Source organism: Kitasatospora sp. NPDC094015 (genome assembly GCF_040304075.1).
Taxonomy (GTDB): domain Bacteria; phylum Actinomycetota; class Actinomycetes; order Streptomycetales; family Streptomycetaceae; genus Kitasatospora.
On the sequence record NZ_JBEOUL010000017.1, the window covers coordinates 1 to 15,669 of the forward strand.

The following is a 15,669-nucleotide window of genomic DNA, read 5'->3' on the forward strand; positions in this document are numbered from 1 at the left end:
GTTTGGGGGTTGAGGTTGGTGAGGGTGTTGGTGAGGTGGGTGTGGAGGGTGTCGATGTGGGGGGTGTGGGAGGCGTAGTCGACGTTGATGGGGCGGTGGCGGATGTGGTGGGTGGTGCAGTGGGTGTGGAGTTGTTGGAGTGTGTGGGTGGGGCCGGCGACGACGGTGGTGGTGGGGGAGTTGTGGGCGGCGATGGTGAGGTCGGGCCAGGGTTGGATGAGGTGGGTGACGTGGTCGGGGGGGAGGTTGATGGTGGTCATGCCGCCGGTGCCGCGGAGTTGGGTGAGGGCTTGGGCGCGGAGGGCGGCGATTTTGGCGCCGTCTTGGAGGGTGAGGGCGCCGGCGACGACGGCTGCGGCGATTTCTCCTTGGGAGTGGCCGAGGACGGCGTCGGGGTGGATGCCGTGGTGTTGCCAGGTGGCGGCGAGGGAGATCATGACGGCGAAGAGGGCGGGTTGGACGATCTCGACGCGGTCCAGGGGTTGTGCGGTGCGGAGGAGGTGGGTGAGTGACCAGTCGACGTGGGGGTTGAGGGCGTCCTCGCACTCGGCGATGCGTCGCGCGAAGGCGGGTTCGGTGTCGAGGAGTTCGGCGGCCATACCAGGCCACTGCGAGCCTTGACCGGGGAACACGAAGACGGTGCGGCCGCCTGTGGTGGCCGTGTTGGTGGTGAGTGCGGGGTGGGGGGTGTTGGTGGTGAGGGCGGTGAGGGCCGCGCGGAGCTGGGTGCGGTTGCCGGTGGCGACGGCTCGGTGGTCGAAGCGGGTACGGCCGGTGGCGAGGGTGTGGGCGATGTCCCGGGTGTCCTGCTCGACCGTCAACAACCGCTCGGCCTGCTCCCGTAGCGCCTTGGGACTGCGCGCGGACAGCAGCCACACCACGCCGTCCGGCTCCGCCTCGTCGCGGTCGGATGCTTCCGGGGCCGGAGCCTGTTCCAGGATCACGTGCGCGTTGGTGCCGCTGATCCCGAACGAGGAGACGCCGGCCCGGCGCGGGCGTTCGTCCCCGGGCCACACGCGGGCCTCGGTGAGCAGCTCCACGGCGCCCGCCGACCAGTCCACCTCCGGGTTCGGACCCGTCACGTGCAGCGTCTTCGGCAGCAGGCCGTGCCGCATCGCCAGCACCATCTTCATCACCCCGGCGACCCCCGCCGCCGCCTGCGCATGCCCGAGGTTGGACTTCAGCGAGCCCAGCCAGAGCGGCTGCCCGTCGGGGCGCCCCCGGCCGTAGGTCGCGAGGATGGCCTGCGCCTCGATCGGGTCGCCCAGCCGGGTGCCGGTCCCGTGCGCCTCCACCGCGTCCACCTCGGCGCCCGTCAGGCCCGCGTCGGCCAGCGCCGTGCGGATCACCCGCTGCTGGGACGGGCCGTTGGGAGCGGTCAGACCGTTGCTGGCCCCGTCCTGGTTGACGGCGGAGCCGCGGACGAAGGCCAGTACCGGATGCCCGTTGCGCCGCGCGTCCGACAACCGCTCCAGCACCACGATCCCCGCGCCCTCGGCCAACCCGAAGCCGTCGGCGGCGGCCGAGAACGCCTTGCACCGCCCGTCCGGCGCCAGCCCGCCCTGCCGGCTGAACTCCATGAACATCCCGAGCGTGGACATCACCGTCACCCCGCCGGCCAGCGCGAGGTCGCACTCCCCGTCGCGCAGCGACCGGACCGCCAGGTGCAGCGCCACCAGCGAGGAGGAGCAGGCGGTGTCCACGGTGACCGCCGCGCCCTCCAGGCCGAGGCTGTACGCCAGCCGGCCGGACACCACGCTGCCGGTGTTGCCGGTCAGCAGGTGGCCCTGGAGGTCCGAACCCGCCACCAGGCCCGGGCCGTAGTCCATCGTCATGGCCCCCACGAAGACCCCGGACCGGCTGCCGCGCAGCGTGGTCGGGTCGATCCCGGCCCGCTCCAGCGCCTCCCAGGAGGTCTCCAGCAGCAGCCGCTGCTGCGGGTCCATCGCCAGCGCCTCGCGCGGACTGATCCCGAAGAACTCCGCGTCGAACTCGTCGGCCTCGTGCAGGAATCCGGCCTCGCGCTGGTAGTACCGGCCGGGCTCGCCGCCGTCCGCGCGGTAGCCCTCGGCCAGGTCCCAGCCGCGCCGGTCGGGGAACGGGGAGACCGCGTCCACCCCCTGGGCCACCAGCTCCCACAGTCGGTCCGGGGTGTCGGCGCCGCCCGGCAGCCGGCAGCCCATCGAGACGATCACCACCTGGTCGTCCCGGTCGGCCCGGAGGGTACGCCGCTGCGGCTCCGGCTCCACCGCGCCGCCGGTGAGTTCGAGCCGGACGAACTCCGCGAGCGCCGCGGGCGTCGGGTGGTCGAAGACGGCGGTGGCGGGCAGCCGCAGGCCGGTCGCCGCACCGAGCCGGGTACGCACCTCCAGCGCCGAGACCGAGTCGAACCCCAGGTCCAGGAAGGCGCGTTGCGGGTCGACCCGGTCGGTGCGGCCGAGCGTCTCGCGGACCGCCCGGTGCACCAGATCCAGCAGCAGGGCGTGCTGCTCCGGTCCGGCGAGACCGGCCAGCCGGGTGGCCAGGTCCGGTCCGGGCGCGGCCCCGGCCGGCTCCGCGGGCGCGGGCTCCGCACCGGCGGGCAGCTCCAGCAGGCGGCCGTCGAACTCCCCGGCGAGCGGCGCGAGATCGGCCCGGTGCCCGTCCACGAACAGCTCGCCGAGCGCGGTGAGGACCCGGGTGCGGTCGCCCTGGTCGCGCCGCAGCGAGCCGCGCACCCGCGCGTCGGCGCCGCACTCCTGGGCGGTCTCCTGGAGCGCGGAGGTGAGCACCGGGTGCGGGCTGACCTCCAGCAGCAGCCGGTGGCCGTCCAGCAGCATCGCCCGGGCGGCCGGGCCGAACAGCACGGTGTCGCGCAGGTTGCGGCACCAGTGGTCGGCGTCCAGCACGGGGTCGGCGAGCAGCCCGCCGGTGGCGCCGGAGTAGAACGGGAGCCGGGCCGGCCGGGGCCGCAGCGGGGCGAGCACCTCGCGCAGCTCGGGCAGGATCGCCTCGATGTGCGGGGAGTGCGCGGCCAGGCCGACCATCACCCGGCGCGCGTGGATGCCCGAGCCGCCGAGCGCCTCGACCAGTTCGGCGGCCGCGTCCGCGTCGCCCGAGACCACCACCGAGCCGGGGCCGTTCACGGCGGCCACCGCCAGCCGTCCGTCCCAGCGTTCCAGCAGCGGCCGGACCCGCTCGGCGGAGGCCATCACCGACACCATGTCGCCGCGGCCGGCCAGCGTCGCCTGCAGCCGGCTCCAGTGCGCGACCACCCGGGCGGCGTCCTCCAGCGACAGCGCGTCGGCGACCACGGCGGCGCCGATCTCGCCCATGCTGTGGCCGAGCACCGCGCCCGGCTCGATCCCGTACGACTGCCAGAGCGCGGCCAGTGCCACCGTCACCGCCCACAGTGCGGGCTGCACCACGTCGGCCCCGGTCAGCGAGGGCGCTCCCGGCGCCTGCCGCAGCACGTCCGGCACCGACCACCCGGTGAACGGCTCCAGGGCCTGCGCGCACTCGTCCAGCCGGTCGCGGAACACCGGTGCGGTGTCGAGGAGTTCGGCCGCCATCCCGGTCCACTGCGAGCCCTGGCCGGGGAAGACGAAGGCGGTCCGGCCGTCCCCGGCGGTGCCGGTCAGCAGGCCGGGCGGGGTGCCGCCGTCGGCGAGCGCCGCCAGCCGGGCCAGCAGCTCCGTCCGGTCCGCCGCCACGATCGCCGCCCGGAACGGGCCCTCGCCGGGCGCCGCGCCGAGGGTGCGGGCCACGTCCTCGGGCCGCAGCTCGGGGTCGGCGGCCAGGTGCCGGTGCAGCCAGCCGGCCCGGCCGGCCAGGCCGGCCACGCTCGGTGCGGCGAGCGTCCACAGCAGCGGCGAGTCAGGACCGGGTCCATGAGCCATCGTGCGTCTCAGCTCCTTCGGGGCGGGTGGGGCCGGCGGGCGGGGCGGTTCCCGGAAGATCGTGCATGAGCCGGATATCGGCTCGATGACGCGGCCCGCGACCCGTGGTGCGCGCACGGCCGATCGGAAGTGCGGGGTCGGCGAATTACGGTGCCGCGTTCGTGGCGGCCCGTTTCTCCGGGCATTACCAACGCATTGCCGAAGTCTCCCGGCACGAGCACCGGGCATATGCTGGCAGCCGCCGATATCTTCTCGATAGCGCCCGCCGCGACACCGCCGGTCGGGGCGGAATGTTCGGTCGGACGGGCTCTCCCGGCCGGGTCCCCCTGCTACGGTTCCCCTCGGCACCGGCGGTACCGGGAATCCGAAACACTCCCGCGGGCCCGATGTGCCCATTCCATTTCGGAGACTTTCCGGCAGGGGGCGTACATGGCACTGGGATATCTTTTCGGCGGCGGCGTCGGGACCGAACCGCACGGCCTCGAGCTCTATCAGGCGTATCCGGTAATGCGCGACCTGTACGCCGAGGTGGCGGGCTGGACCGGACTGACCGAGGGCCGGCTGCTGGACGAGCCGCTGCCCGAGGCACCGGAGGAGCGCCAGGCGGTCGGCACCGTCCGGGAGACCGTGCTCGCGCTCGCGGTGCACGACGTGCTCGCCGAGCACGGGCTGCGGCCCTCGGTGCTCGGCGGCCTCAGCCTCGGCGCGATGACGGCGAGCTGCCTGGCGGGGTCGCTGGGCCGCCGGGAGCTGTTCGACATGCTGCTGCACGCCCGCCACGCACCCGAACTCCCCGCCGAGGAGCCCCGGCAGGGTCTCGCGCTGGCCTTCGTCCCGGCCGGCGCCGACGAGTCGGCGTACGGGGTGAAGGGGCGCCCCGGCGTGCACCTGGCCGGCGACTTCGGCTCCACCGTCGACGGCTCGGTCCACCTGCTGATGCTCTCCGGCGAGCTGGCCGCCCTGCAGGAGCTGGCCACCGAGGTCCCGCCGGGCACCGTCGTCCCGCTGCCCGACCGGCCGATCGCGGTGCACTCGCCGCTGCGCGAGCCGTTCCGCGCCTTCATGGCCCCGTACCTGGACGCGATGGACTTCGCCGATCCCGAACTGCCGCTGCTGTCCTGCCTGGAGCGCAGGCGGCTGACCACCGGCGCGGAGGTCCGCGACCTGTTCCACCGCAACGCCACCGAGCCGATCAGCCTGGTGGACGTCTGCGCCGGGATGGCCGAGCAGGGCGTGCGGCTCGGCGTGGTGCTCGGCGGTTCGATCCCGGACGGGATCCTGGACTTCCCGTTCCCGGTGGTGCACGTCGACCGCCCCGAGCACATCGAGCAGGCGCTCGCCGCCGTCTTCGAGCTCGGCATCGACGCCTCCGGCGGGCAGCCCGCCCGGTGAGCGCCGCGGCACCCGCGCACCCGGCGCAGCGGTGCGACGACCTGGTGGACGGCTGGCTGGCCACCGACCTGGACGCGTGGACCCGCCGGGTGGTGCGCCGTCACTTCACCCCCGGCACGGGCAGCCCGTACTGGCTCCGGCGGGCGGCCGGGTTCGACTTCGACCCGCTGGACGTGACCCGCTACGCGGAGCTGACCGCGTTCGGCCCGTTCCCGGTGGAGGAATTGCGCACCGGCGACCCGGTGGACCTGGTCCCGCTGGCGGTGCCGCGCCCGCTGGCCGGCCGGGTCTGGGACACCGGTGGCACCACCGGCACGCCCTGCCGGGTCTTCTACACCCCCGACATGCTGCTGCACCGCGGCGCCTGGCGCCGCTGGTCCTTCGTCACGGAGGGCTTCCGCCCGCACCGCACCTGGCTCCAGGCCACCCCGACCGGGCCGCACCTGATCGGGAACGGCGTCTGGGAGGCCGCCGAGCTGCACGCGGGCCAGGTGTACGCGGTCGACATGGACCCGCGCTGGGTCAAGCGGCTGATCCGGGCCGGCCGGCTGGCCGACGCCCGGGAGTACACCGACCACCTGCTGGAGCAGATCGCCGACGTGCTCGGCGCCGGCCGGGTACACTACCTCAACACCACCCCGGCGGTGTTCCAGGCACTGGTGCAGAGCCGCCCGGAGCTGGTGGCGGCACTCGACGGGGTGCGGCTGAGCGGCACCCAGATCGCCCCCGCCACCCACCGGGCCTTCCTGGCCGCGCTGGACGGTGGCATCTGCGGGCTCAGCTACGGCAACACCTTCGGCAACGCCGCCGGCCTGCCCGCCCACCAGGACGGCCGGCTGCTGCCGTACCTGCCGAACTACCCGCAGGTCACCATGGCGGTGGTCCGGCAGGACGACGGGACGAGCCCGGTGCCGTACGGCGCGACCGGCCAGGTGCGGCTGACCGTGCTGCACGAGGACCTGTTCCTGCCGAACGTCCTGGAGCGCGACCAGGCCGTCCGGTACGACACCGGCGGGCACTTCCCGTGCGACGGGGTGGCGAACGTCCGGCCGCTCCAGGTGACGTCCACCGCGCCGGAGGGGCTGTACTGACCGGTCCGGGGGGCGGCCGACCGTTCCGGCCCCCGGCGGGCGCCTGCTGCCGCCGGGGGCACCGGCCTCTCGCCCTTCCGGTGGGGGTGGACACCCGGGCGGCAGCGGCGGAGAGGGCAGGATTCGAACCTGCGCGGGCCGCGAGGACCCTGCTGGCCGTTGCCGGCCTGGCACCCGATGAGCCGCTCCGGGCACCTCTCCCGGTCGGGGCCCCGTGCTCTCCCCGACTGCGACCATCCTGCCGCGGGGCGCTGACCGGGCGCTGACCCGCGGCTGACCTGCTGCGGGACGGCTCGCGCCCGCCCCGTAGCCTTGCGTCCGTGACGATGCGTGAGCCCGCCGGCCCCAGGGTCGAAACGATGATCGAGGACCTGCGGACCCTGGTGGAGGTCGAGTCGCCCTCGCGCGACGTCGCGGCGCTGACGGCCTCAGCCGAGGCCGTCGCCGGCGTCATCGAGCGCCGGCTCGGCGGGCGGGCCGTCCTGGTCGCGAGCGAGGCCGGGCCGCACGTCCACTGGTCCGGCGGTGGCGAGCCGGCGGTGCTGATCCTGGGCCACCACGACACGGTGTTCCCGCTCGGCACGCTGAGCCGGCGCCCGTTCACCGTCCAGGACGGGCGCGCCACCGGCCCCGGCGTGTTCGACATGCTCGGCGGCCTGGTCCAGGCCGTCCACGGGGTGGCGATGCTGGCGGACCGCTCGGGCGTCGAGATCCTGGTGACCGCCGACGAGGAGGTCGGCTCCCGGGCGTCCCGCGCCCTGCTGGAGGAGCGGGCGCTCGCCTGCGGTGCCGTCCTGGTGGTCGAGGGCGCCGCGGACGGCGGCGCGCTGAAGACCGGGCGCAAGGGGTGCGGCACCTTCGAGATCGCCGTCACCGGCCGTGCGGCGCACGCCGGCCTGGAACCCGCCGCCGGGGTCAACGCCCTGGTCGAGGCTGCGCACCAGGTGCTCGCCGTCGCCGCGCTGAGCCGGCCCGCCGTCGGCACCACCGTCACCCCGACCGTGGCCGCGGCCGGCACCCTCGACAACGTCGTCCCCGCGGAGGCGACCGTGGTGGTCGACGTCCGGGTCGCCACGACGGCCGAGAAGGACCGGGTTGAGGCCGGGTTCGCCGCACTCGCCCCCCACCTGGACGGCGCACGGATCGAGGTCCGGGGCGGCATCGGCCGGCCCCCGATGCCGGAATCGGCCTCCGCGGCCCTCTTCGCCCTGGCTCAGGAGCTGCTCCCCGGCATCGGCTCCGCCACGGTGGGCGGCGGCAGCGACGGAAACTTCACCGCCGCCCTCGGCGTCCCCACCCTCGACGGCCTCGGCGCCGTCGGCGGCGGCGCCCACGCCGACCACGAACACCTCCTCACCGCCACCATGCCCGAACGCGCCACCTTGATCGCCAACCTGATCACCGCCCTCCGCACACACCCCCGGTAACCCCCTTCAGGGGCGCGAGGAACTGCGCGCCCAGCCCCCCACCTCCCCGCACCTGCCCCCAGGCCTCGCCCATCCCTCCCCGCTCCGGGTCACCCTTCAGGGGCGCGAGGAACTGCGCGCCCAACTCCCCACAGCGCCGCACTCGCCCTCGGCCCCGCCCCCAGCCGCCCCCCTCATCCCCCCGGCAACGGCAACTCCGCCCAGATCGTCTTCCCCCGCCGCTCCGGCCTGACCCCCCACCGCTCCGTGAGGTGCGCCGTGATGTACAGCCCCCGCCCGCCCTCGTCCGTGTCGTCCGCCCGCCGCAGCCGCGGCGCCGTAGTGCTGTCGTCGCCGACCTCGCAGATCAGCGCCCGGTCACGGAGCAGCCGGAGCTCGATCGGCCCGTCGGAGTACCGCACCGCGTTGGTCACCAACTCGCTCACGATCAGCTGCGCACCGTCGGTGAGCTCCGCCAGCCCCCACCGCTCCAGCTGCCCCCCGGCCAGCCGCCGCGCCCCGGCCGCGGCCTCGGGCGCGTTCGGGAGCGTCCACGCCGCCGCCTGCTCCGCCCCGAGCGCATGCGTACGCGCGAGCAGCAGCACCGCGTCCCGCAGCGGCTGTTCCGGCGCCAGCGCGTCCACGATCGCGTCGCAGGTGTCCTGGAGCGCGGTCCCGCGCACCCCGGCGGTGGCCCGCCGCAGCGCGTCCAGGCCGGCGCCGGGCCGGTCCAGGCGTCGCCCGTCCCCCAGCAGGGCGGTGTTGTAGAGCAGCAGGACGCTCCCTTCGGGCAGGGTGCGTTCGAGCACGGTGTGGTGGCTGGTGCCGTGCCCGAGCGGCGGCCCGGTCGGCACGTCGAGCGGCTCGACCTCCCCGCCGGGGTGCAGCAGGACCGGCGCGGGGTGGCCCGCGCTGGACATCGTGCACAGCCGGCTCACCGGGTCGTAGACCACGTACAGGCAGCTCGCCCGCCAGCTGGCGGCGCGGTCGGGGCCCTCGCCGCTCTCGTCGCCGGAGCCCGCCAGGTCGTCCAGCCGCTCCAGCAGTTCGTCCGGCGGCAGGTCGAGGTCGGAGAGCGCCGCGAGCACGGCCCGCAGCTCGCCCATCGCGGAGGGGGCGTTGAGGGTGCGCCCGGTGGTGTCGCCGGCGGCGAGCGCCACCCGCGCGCCGGAGAGCTGGATGACGTCGAACCAGCCGCCCCCGGCGCCCGCGGGCAGGTAGGCCTGGGCGGTGTCGACCGCCGAGCTGACCGGTGCGTCGGTGCGCCGCAGCTCCCGCTGCAGGATCCGGGCCACCGAGCGTTCCCGGCTGTACAGCCGTGCGTTGTCCAGGCTGAGCGCGACCCCGGCGGTGAGCTGCTCGGCGAGGTCCAGGTCGCCGCGATCGAACGGGACGGGGTTGCGCCAGCGGTAGAGGCACATCATCCCGAGCACCACCCCGCGGGCCCGGATCGGCAGCACCATCATCGAGTGCACACCGTTGGTGAGCAGCCGGCGGTCGCGTCTGCGGGTCGGGTCCAGCCACTCGGCGTCGGTGTCGAGGTGCGCGATGAGCAGCGGCGCCAGGTCGGTGAGCACCCGCCGGTAGGGGGTGCCGAAGGGGTAGGTGCCGATCTCGCCGATCGCGACCTCCCCGGGGTACGAGTCGCCGGCGGCGGAGCGGAAGCCGGCGCGGCGCAGCGGGGCGCTGTCGAGCGTCGCCGCGGCGGCGGGGGCCTCGCCGCGCAGCACGGGGTCGAACACGTCCACGGCCACCGAGTCGGCCAGGTCCGGCACGGTGACCTCGCAGATCTCCTCGGCGGTGCGGAAGATGTCGAGGGTGGTCCCGACGGCGGTGGCGGCGCGGTTGAGCAGCCGCAGCCGGGCCTCGGCCCGGGCCCGGGCGGTGATGTCGGTGATCGCGAAGGCCAGTCCGAGTACGGTGCCGTCCGGTTCCTGGAGGCGGAAGACGTCCGCCGACACCATGGCCTCGACCTCCGGGTCGGCCTGGCTGCGGGCGCGCATCCGTAGGTCGAGGACGGGGCCGCCGGTCTTGAGCACCTCGCGGACGACCCGCTCGACGTGCTCGGGGCCGGAGACGTCGAAGGCCTTCAACAGGTCGGTGAGCGGCCTGCCGATCAGGCGGTCGAGCGGGAAGTGCCGGATCAGCCGGGCCGCCACGTTGACCCGCACCAGCCGCAGGCGGGTGTCCAGCAGGTGCAGCCCGACCGGCGACTGCGAGAACAGTGCGGCCAGGATGGCCTGGTCGAGGCGGTCCCCGTCCGCGCGGGGGCCGGGTTTCGGGCTGTTCACCAGGGGACCCAACTCTCACGGGACCGGGATCAGCAAGACATTCCCGATCCAAGCCCGGATGGGGCGCGCCCGCCACCCCAGCGGCGCTCGGACGCGGGGCCGGGCCCCGGGGGGAGCGGGCCCGCATCCGGTCAGGAATCGAGAAGCGTCGCCCCCCGGCGCCCGCTAGCGTGGCCGCCATGCGCGGCCCCGCCCGTGCGACGCGGCCCGCCCGAGAGATGGAGATCCGATGAGCAAGGCCAGCAGGACGGACCGGCGGTCGCCCGCCCCGCACGTCGCCGACAGCCACGAGCTGATCCGCGTGCACGGCGCACGCGTGAACAACCTCCGGGACGTCAGCGTGGAGATCCCCAAGCGCCGGCTCACGGTGTTCACCGGCGTCTCCGGCTCGGGCAAGAGCTCGCTGGTCTTCGGCACCATCGCCGCAGAGTCCCAGCGGTTGATCAACGAGACCTACAGTGCCTTCGTGCAGGGGTTCATGCCGTCGCTCGCCCGCCCCGAGGTGGACGTCCTCGAAGGGCTCACCACCGCGATCGTGGTGGATCAGCAGCGCCTGGGCGCCGACCCGCGTTCGACGGTCGGCACCGCGACGGACGCCAACGCGATGCTGCGGATCCTCTTCAGCCGCCTCGGGCAGCCGCAGATCGGCTCGCCCAACGCGTACTCCTTCAACGTGCCCTCGGTCCGTGCGAGCGGGGCGATCACGGTCGAGCGCGGGGCCCGGAAGACCGTCCGGGCGTCGTTCAGCCGCACCGGCGGGATGTGCCCGCGCTGCGAGGGCCGGGGCTCGGTCTCCGACATCGACCTCACCCAGCTCTTCGACGCCTCGAAGTCGCTCGCCGAGGGCGCGATCACCGTGCCCGGCTACACCTCGGACGCGCACTGGACGACCCGGGTCTTCACCGAGTCCGGGTTCCTCGACCCGCAGAAGCCGATCCGCCGGTACACCAAGAAGGAGATGCACGACTTCCTGTACCGGGAACCGACCAAGGTGAAGATCAACGGGATCAACCTCACCTACGAGGGCCTGGTCCCCAAGATCCAGAAGTCGATGCTGTCCAAGGACCGGGACGCGCTCCAGCCGCACCTCCGGGCCTTCGTGGACCGCGCGGTCACCTTCACCGACTGCCCCGAGTGCGGCGGCACCCGGCTGAGCGAGGCCGCGCGCTCCTCGCGGATCGGCGCCCTCAGCATCGCCGACGCCTGCGCGCTCCAGATCACCGACCTCGCCGACTGGGTCCGCGGCCTGGCCGAGCCGTCGGTGGCACCGCTGCTCACCGCACTGGGCCGGACGCTGGACTCGTTCGTGGAGATCGGCCTCGGCTACCTCTCGCTCGACCGTCCGTCGGGCACCCTGTCGGGCGGTGAGGCCCAGCGCGTCAAGATGATCCGCCACCTCGGCTCCGCGCTCACCGACACCACGTACGTCTTCGACGAGCCCACCACCGGCCTGCACCCGCACGACATCCAGCGGATGAACGAGCTGCTGCTGCGCCTGCGCGACAAGGGCAACACGGTGCTGGTGGTGGAGCACAAGCCGGAGACCATCGCGATCGCCGACCACGTGGTGGACCTCGGCCCCGGCGCCGGCTCGGGCGGCGGCACGGTGTGCTTCGAGGGCACCGTCGAGGGGCTGCGCGCCGGCGGCACCGTCACCGGCCGCCACCTGGACGACCGCGCCGCCGTCAAGGAGAAGGTGCGCACGCCCACCGGCGCGCTGGAGATCCGTGGCGCGAGCACGCACAACCTGCGGGAGGTGGACGTCGACGTCCCGCTCGGGGTGCTGGTCGTGGTCACCGGTGTCGCCGGCTCCGGCAAGAGCTCGCTGGTGCACGGGTCGCTGGTGAAGGGGCCGGCGGGGGCCGGGGCGGGTGTGGTCTCGGTCGACCAGGGCGCGATCCGCGGCTCGCGGCGCAGCAACCCGGCCACCTACACCGGGCTGCTCGACCCGATCCGCAAGGCGTTCGCCAAGGCGAACGGGGTGAAGCCGGCGCTGTTCAGCGCCAACTCCGAGGGTGCCTGCCCGAACTGCAACGGCGCCGGTGTGGTCTTCACCGACCTGGCGATGATGGCCGGGGTCGCCACCACCTGCGAGGAGTGCGAGGGCAAGCGGTTCGAGGCCTCGGTGCTGGACCACCACCTCGGCGGGCGGGACATCAGCGAGGTGCTGGCGATGTCGGTGGACGAGGCGGCGGCGTTCTTCGCCGACGGCGAGGCGCGCACCCCGGCCGCGCACGCGGTCCTGGCCCGGCTGGCCGATGTCGGGCTCGGCTACCTCACCCTCGGGCAGCCGCTCACCACGCTGTCCGGCGGCGAGCGGCAGCGGTTGAAGCTGGCGACCCACATGGGCGAGAAGGGCGGGATCTACGTCCTGGACGAGCCGACCGCCGGGCTGCACCTGGCCGATGTCGAGCAGCTGCTCGGGCTGCTGGACCGGCTGGTGGACGCCGGCAAGTCGGTGATCGTGGTCGAGCACCACCAGGCGGTGATGGCGCACGCCGACTGGATCATCGACCTGGGCCCCGGCGCCGGCCACCACGGCGGCCGGGTGGTCTTCGAGGGCACCCCTGCCGACCTGGTCGCCGCCCGCTCGACGCTCACCGGCGAGCATCTCGCGGCGTACGTCGGCGGCTGACCGGCGGGGTCAGTCCGCCAGGCCCAGCGGGTCCGGGACCTGCGCCAGCAGGTCCGGCCCGTCGGACCGGACGCTGTTGACGGCGGTGGAGACCGCCCGCACCCGCAGGTCGCCGCCGCCCGGCCGGGCCAGCAGCCGGTGCAGCACGTCCGGGTCGGAGGTGTCCGGGTCGAGCCAGCCGGCGAGGTCCTCCGGGGCGACGGTGAGCGGCATCCGGTCGTGCACCCGGCCGGCGCTGTCGGTGGCGTCCATGGTGATGATCGTGGTGGTGGTCAGCCAGCCGGCCGGGTCGTCCTCGGGCAGCGAACGGTCGCGCCAGAACTCGTACAGGCCGGCCAGCAGCATCACCGTGCCGGTGCTGAGGAAGTACGGCTGCTTGAAGGCCTTGTGCCCGTCGGCGGCGGGGACCGGGCGCCACTCGAAGTAGCCGTCGGCCGGGATCACGCAGCGCCGGGAGGCGAAGGCCTTCCGGAAGGCCGGCTTCTCGTGCACGGTCTCGGACCTGGCGTTGATCATCCGGGCGCCGCCGGACGGGTCCTTCGACCAGGACGGGACCAGGCCCCAGCGCAGCGGACGCAGCCGGCGCACCAGCTCGCCGGTCTCCCGGTCGACCCGCTCCAGCACGGCCGGCACCGGGTCGGTGGGCGCCACGTTCCAGCTAGGTGCGAGGGTCTCCACCGGGTCCCAGCGCAGCCCGCCGAGCAGGTCGACCAGGTCCGCCGGGGTCGTGGTGGAGACGAATCGGCCGCACATCGTGCTGGACCGTCCTTCCGTCGAGCGGGGTTGGCACCCTCCAGTATGGGCCCCGACCGGCGCAGGGGAGCGGGCGCGCGGGGCGCGCGCTCCCGTACTGCGCCGGTTCACCACCCCTGGGGGGCAGGTCGGCGGCGGGGCGCATCGGTTTCTGTGCGAACTTCCTGCACATTGGACGGCGGCACCCTTGTCGTCCCGGCAACTCCGGTGCGCCGCAGCCCGTTTCGCAGCAGGTCGCGGCGCAGGGTGCCGGTCCCCGTGACACCCGAGCAGAGGCGGTACCCATCCCATGACGCAGGAAGCCAGGATCGATGTCGAACTGACGTGGTCGCAGGCCGAGGAGAAGTCCTCGGCCGAGAAGACGTCCGAGTACGCCAGGAGGCTGCCGAAGGGCCCGTGGTTCGGCACCCCGACCGCCGGCGCGCGCGGCGGCGGCGAGGGCCGGTCGAAGGAGACCTGGCCGCTCCGCTCCGCCCGGCCGTACCGGCGGGAGGTGGCGCTCGGCGAGGCGGCGGTCTACCTCGCCGACGGCCACCGGGAGCTGGAGCGGCCGTTCATCTTCGCCGACGGCTTCAACTACGGCCCGAGCAACCTGGACGACCTCTTCGCGCACTTCAACGCCCCTTACCCGGGCGGCCGGAAGGGCTTCCTCGACCAGCTGCTCGCGGCGGGCATCGATGTCGTCCTGGTCGGCTTCGAGCAGCGCCACACCTACATCCAGGCCAATGCCGGGGTGGTGATCAGCGCCATCAACGAGGCCATCAACCGCCGGGTGGGTGACACGCCGTTGATCGTCGGCGGGGTCAGCATGGGCGGCATCATCACCCGCTACGCACTGGCCGAGATGGAGGACAAGGGCCAGGACCACCAGACCGGCACGTACCTGTCCTGGGACTCCCCGCACAACGGTGCCTGGATCCCGCTGGTCCTCCAGCAGATGGCCTACTTCTTCGAGTCGATGCCGACCGAGCCCGGCAAGGTGAAGGAGGCCGAGCTGATCCGGAGCCCCGCCGCGCAGCAGCTGCTGTACGCGTGGGTCCCGGACGCCAAGTACGAGGGGCCGGTGGCCACCGCCAGCGAGCTGCGCGTCCAGTTCCTGTCGGAGCTGCGCGAGCTGGGCCAGTTCCCGCAGCGGCCTCGCAAGTTGGGCGTCGCCAACGGCACCGGTACCGGCGTCGGCCGCGACCTGCCGGCCGGCGGGGAGGTGTTCGAGGTGCAGGTGCCGCTGGTGGTGTACGCGCGGGCGAACTTCCAGCCCGACGGCGGCGAGCGGAAGCCGATCGGCGAGATGCGGGCCGTCGGCCAGGTGCGGCGGGGCTTCACCTCGCACGTCCCCGGCCTCGACGGCGCCCCGGGCGGCACCCTGGACTCCTTCGGCAAGATCGCGAAGGCGCTGGGCGCCGAGATCCCGGCGACCTACGAGTACGGCTGCTTCGTCCCCTCGGTGAGCGCGGTGGCGCTGGACTACGACCCGGTGGCCTGGGACGTGGACCCGTACGAGCGGGTCGAGGCGGTGGACGAGAAGAGCGCGCTCGACGAGTTCAAGTGCGACACCGAGAACACCGTGCACAGCCAGGTGACCAAGCCGCTGGTGGACTGGATCGTGGAGCGCCTGGTCGGCTGACGCCGCCACCCTCACCGCCACCACCGTCCGGCCGGTGCGGCCACCCCGGGGGCAACCGCCCGGGGTGGCCGCACCGTCGGGCGACCGGCTGCCGTCAGTCGTCGGACCCGGCCTTCACGTACGCCTCGTACTGCGCGGCGGTGAGTAGGCCGTTCTGCCCGGCGCCCTTGTCCGGGGTGATCTCGATCATCCAGCCGTCGCCGTAGGCGTCGTCGTTGATCACCTCCGGAGAGTCGTTGAGCTCCTCGTTCACGGCCGACACCGTCCCGCTCACCGGCAGGTAGACCTCGGTCACCGACTTGACCGACTCCACCGTCCCGAACGGCTCGCCGGCCTCCCTGCGGTCCTTCACCTTCGGCAGCTCGACGAAGACGATGTCGCCGAGCTGGCGCTGCGCGTGATCGGTGATCCCGATCGCCATCCGGCCCCCGTCGAGGGTGCGCACCCACTCGTGCTCCCGGGTGTACTTGAGATCGGTCGGAATGTTGGCCACCGTTTCCTCCTGGCGAGTTGACAGCTGATGCTCCGTCATGCGACGTCGTCCCACGAGCGTGCAGCAGCGCCCACCGGCGACGTCGGACGTTCGCCCGTCCGTGCGT

Annotated in this window: 9 protein-coding genes and 1 tRNA gene; 5 read left to right on the forward strand and 5 right to left on the reverse strand. The window is 74.0% G+C overall.

Annotation, left to right across the window (positions count from 1 at the left end; all coding sequences use genetic code 11):
- A partial coding sequence (locus tag ABT014_RS20740) for an acyltransferase domain-containing protein (protein WP_350640462.1) occupies nt 1–3,878 on the reverse strand: 3,878 nt, incomplete at its 3' end.
- A gap of 429 nt (nt 3,879–4,307) precedes the next feature.
- On the opposite strand from ABT014_RS20740, the gene ABT014_RS20745 reads away from it, so the two are divergent.
- Together ABT014_RS20745 and ABT014_RS20750 are read left to right on the forward strand one after the other, a co-directional pair.
- Entirely contained in the window at nt 4,308–5,270 is a 963-nt protein-coding gene (locus tag ABT014_RS20745; protein ID WP_350640463.1) for an ACP S-malonyltransferase, read from the forward strand.
- Nucleotides 5,267–6,361, forward strand: coding sequence for an arylcarboxylate reductase (locus tag ABT014_RS20750; RefSeq protein ID WP_350640464.1), 1,095 nt, complete (start codon nt 5,267–5,269; stop codon nt 6,359–6,361). The genes ABT014_RS20745 and ABT014_RS20750 overlap by 4 nt, the downstream gene beginning before the upstream one ends.
- Before the next feature lie 108 nt (nt 6,362–6,469).
- Here the strand turns inward: ABT014_RS20750 and ABT014_RS20755 are convergent.
- Nucleotides 6,470–6,562 (reverse strand) — tRNA-Cys (locus ABT014_RS20755).
- A gap of 125 nt (nt 6,563–6,687) precedes the next feature.
- On the opposite strand from ABT014_RS20755, the gene ABT014_RS20760 reads away from it, so the two are divergent.
- Nucleotides 6,688–7,788, forward strand: coding sequence for a M20 family metallopeptidase (locus ABT014_RS20760; RefSeq protein WP_350640580.1), 1,101 nt, complete (start codon nt 6,688–6,690; stop codon nt 7,786–7,788).
- A gap of 173 nt (nt 7,789–7,961) precedes the next feature.
- Here ABT014_RS20760 and ABT014_RS20765 read toward each other — a convergent pair whose 3' ends face one another.
- Nucleotides 7,962–10,058 (reverse strand): SpoIIE family protein phosphatase, encoded by a 2,097-nt coding sequence (locus tag ABT014_RS20765; protein WP_350640465.1) that lies wholly within the window; start codon nt 10,056–10,058, stop codon nt 7,962–7,964.
- A gap of 229 nt (nt 10,059–10,287) precedes the next feature.
- Here ABT014_RS20765 and ABT014_RS20770 point away from each other — a divergent pair, with 229 nt between their 5' ends.
- Entirely contained in the window at nt 10,288–12,693 is a 2,406-nt protein-coding gene (locus ABT014_RS20770) for an ATP-binding cassette domain-containing protein (protein ID WP_350640466.1), read from the forward strand.
- A gap of 9 nt (nt 12,694–12,702) precedes the next feature.
- Here ABT014_RS20770 and ABT014_RS20775 read toward each other — a convergent pair whose 3' ends face one another.
- Nucleotides 12,703–13,446 carry an SOS response-associated peptidase gene (locus ABT014_RS20775; protein WP_350640467.1) on the reverse strand — a complete coding sequence of 248 codons (744 nt, stop codon included), beginning with the start codon at nt 13,444–13,446 and terminating at the stop codon, nt 12,703–12,705.
- A 289-nt stretch (nt 13,447–13,735) separates the two neighbouring features.
- Between ABT014_RS20775 and ABT014_RS20780 the strand changes: the two genes are divergently transcribed.
- Nucleotides 13,736–15,070, forward strand: coding sequence for a lipase family protein (locus ABT014_RS20780; protein WP_350640468.1), 1,335 nt, complete (start codon nt 13,736–13,738; stop codon nt 15,068–15,070).
- A 94-nt stretch (nt 15,071–15,164) separates the two neighbouring features.
- Here the strand turns inward: ABT014_RS20780 and gcvH are convergent, their stop codons facing one another.
- Complete coding sequence (gene gcvH, locus ABT014_RS20785; RefSeq protein ID WP_350640469.1) at nt 15,165–15,563, reverse strand: glycine cleavage system protein GcvH; 399 nt, start codon at nt 15,561–15,563, stop codon at nt 15,165–15,167.
- Between the last annotated feature and the right edge of the window lie 106 nt (nt 15,564–15,669).

Excerpts from the sequence above, each read along its gene's own strand:
- ABT014_RS20780 (WP_350640468.1), top strand. The coding sequence starts at position 13,736 with ATGACGCAGGAAGCCAGGATCGATGTCGAACTGACGTGGTCGCAGGCC.
- ABT014_RS20775 (WP_350640467.1), bottom strand. The coding sequence starts at position 13,446 with ATGTGCGGCCGATTCGTCTCCACCACGACCCCGGCGGACCTGGTCGAC.
- ABT014_RS20760 (WP_350640580.1), top strand. The coding sequence starts at position 6,688 with ATGCGTGAGCCCGCCGGCCCCAGGGTCGAAACGATGATCGAGGACCTG.
- ABT014_RS20745 (WP_350640463.1), top strand. The coding sequence starts at position 4,308 with ATGGCACTGGGATATCTTTTCGGCGGCGGCGTCGGGACCGAACCGCAC.
- ABT014_RS20770 (WP_350640466.1), top strand. The coding sequence starts at position 10,288 with ATGAGCAAGGCCAGCAGGACGGACCGGCGGTCGCCCGCCCCGCACGTC.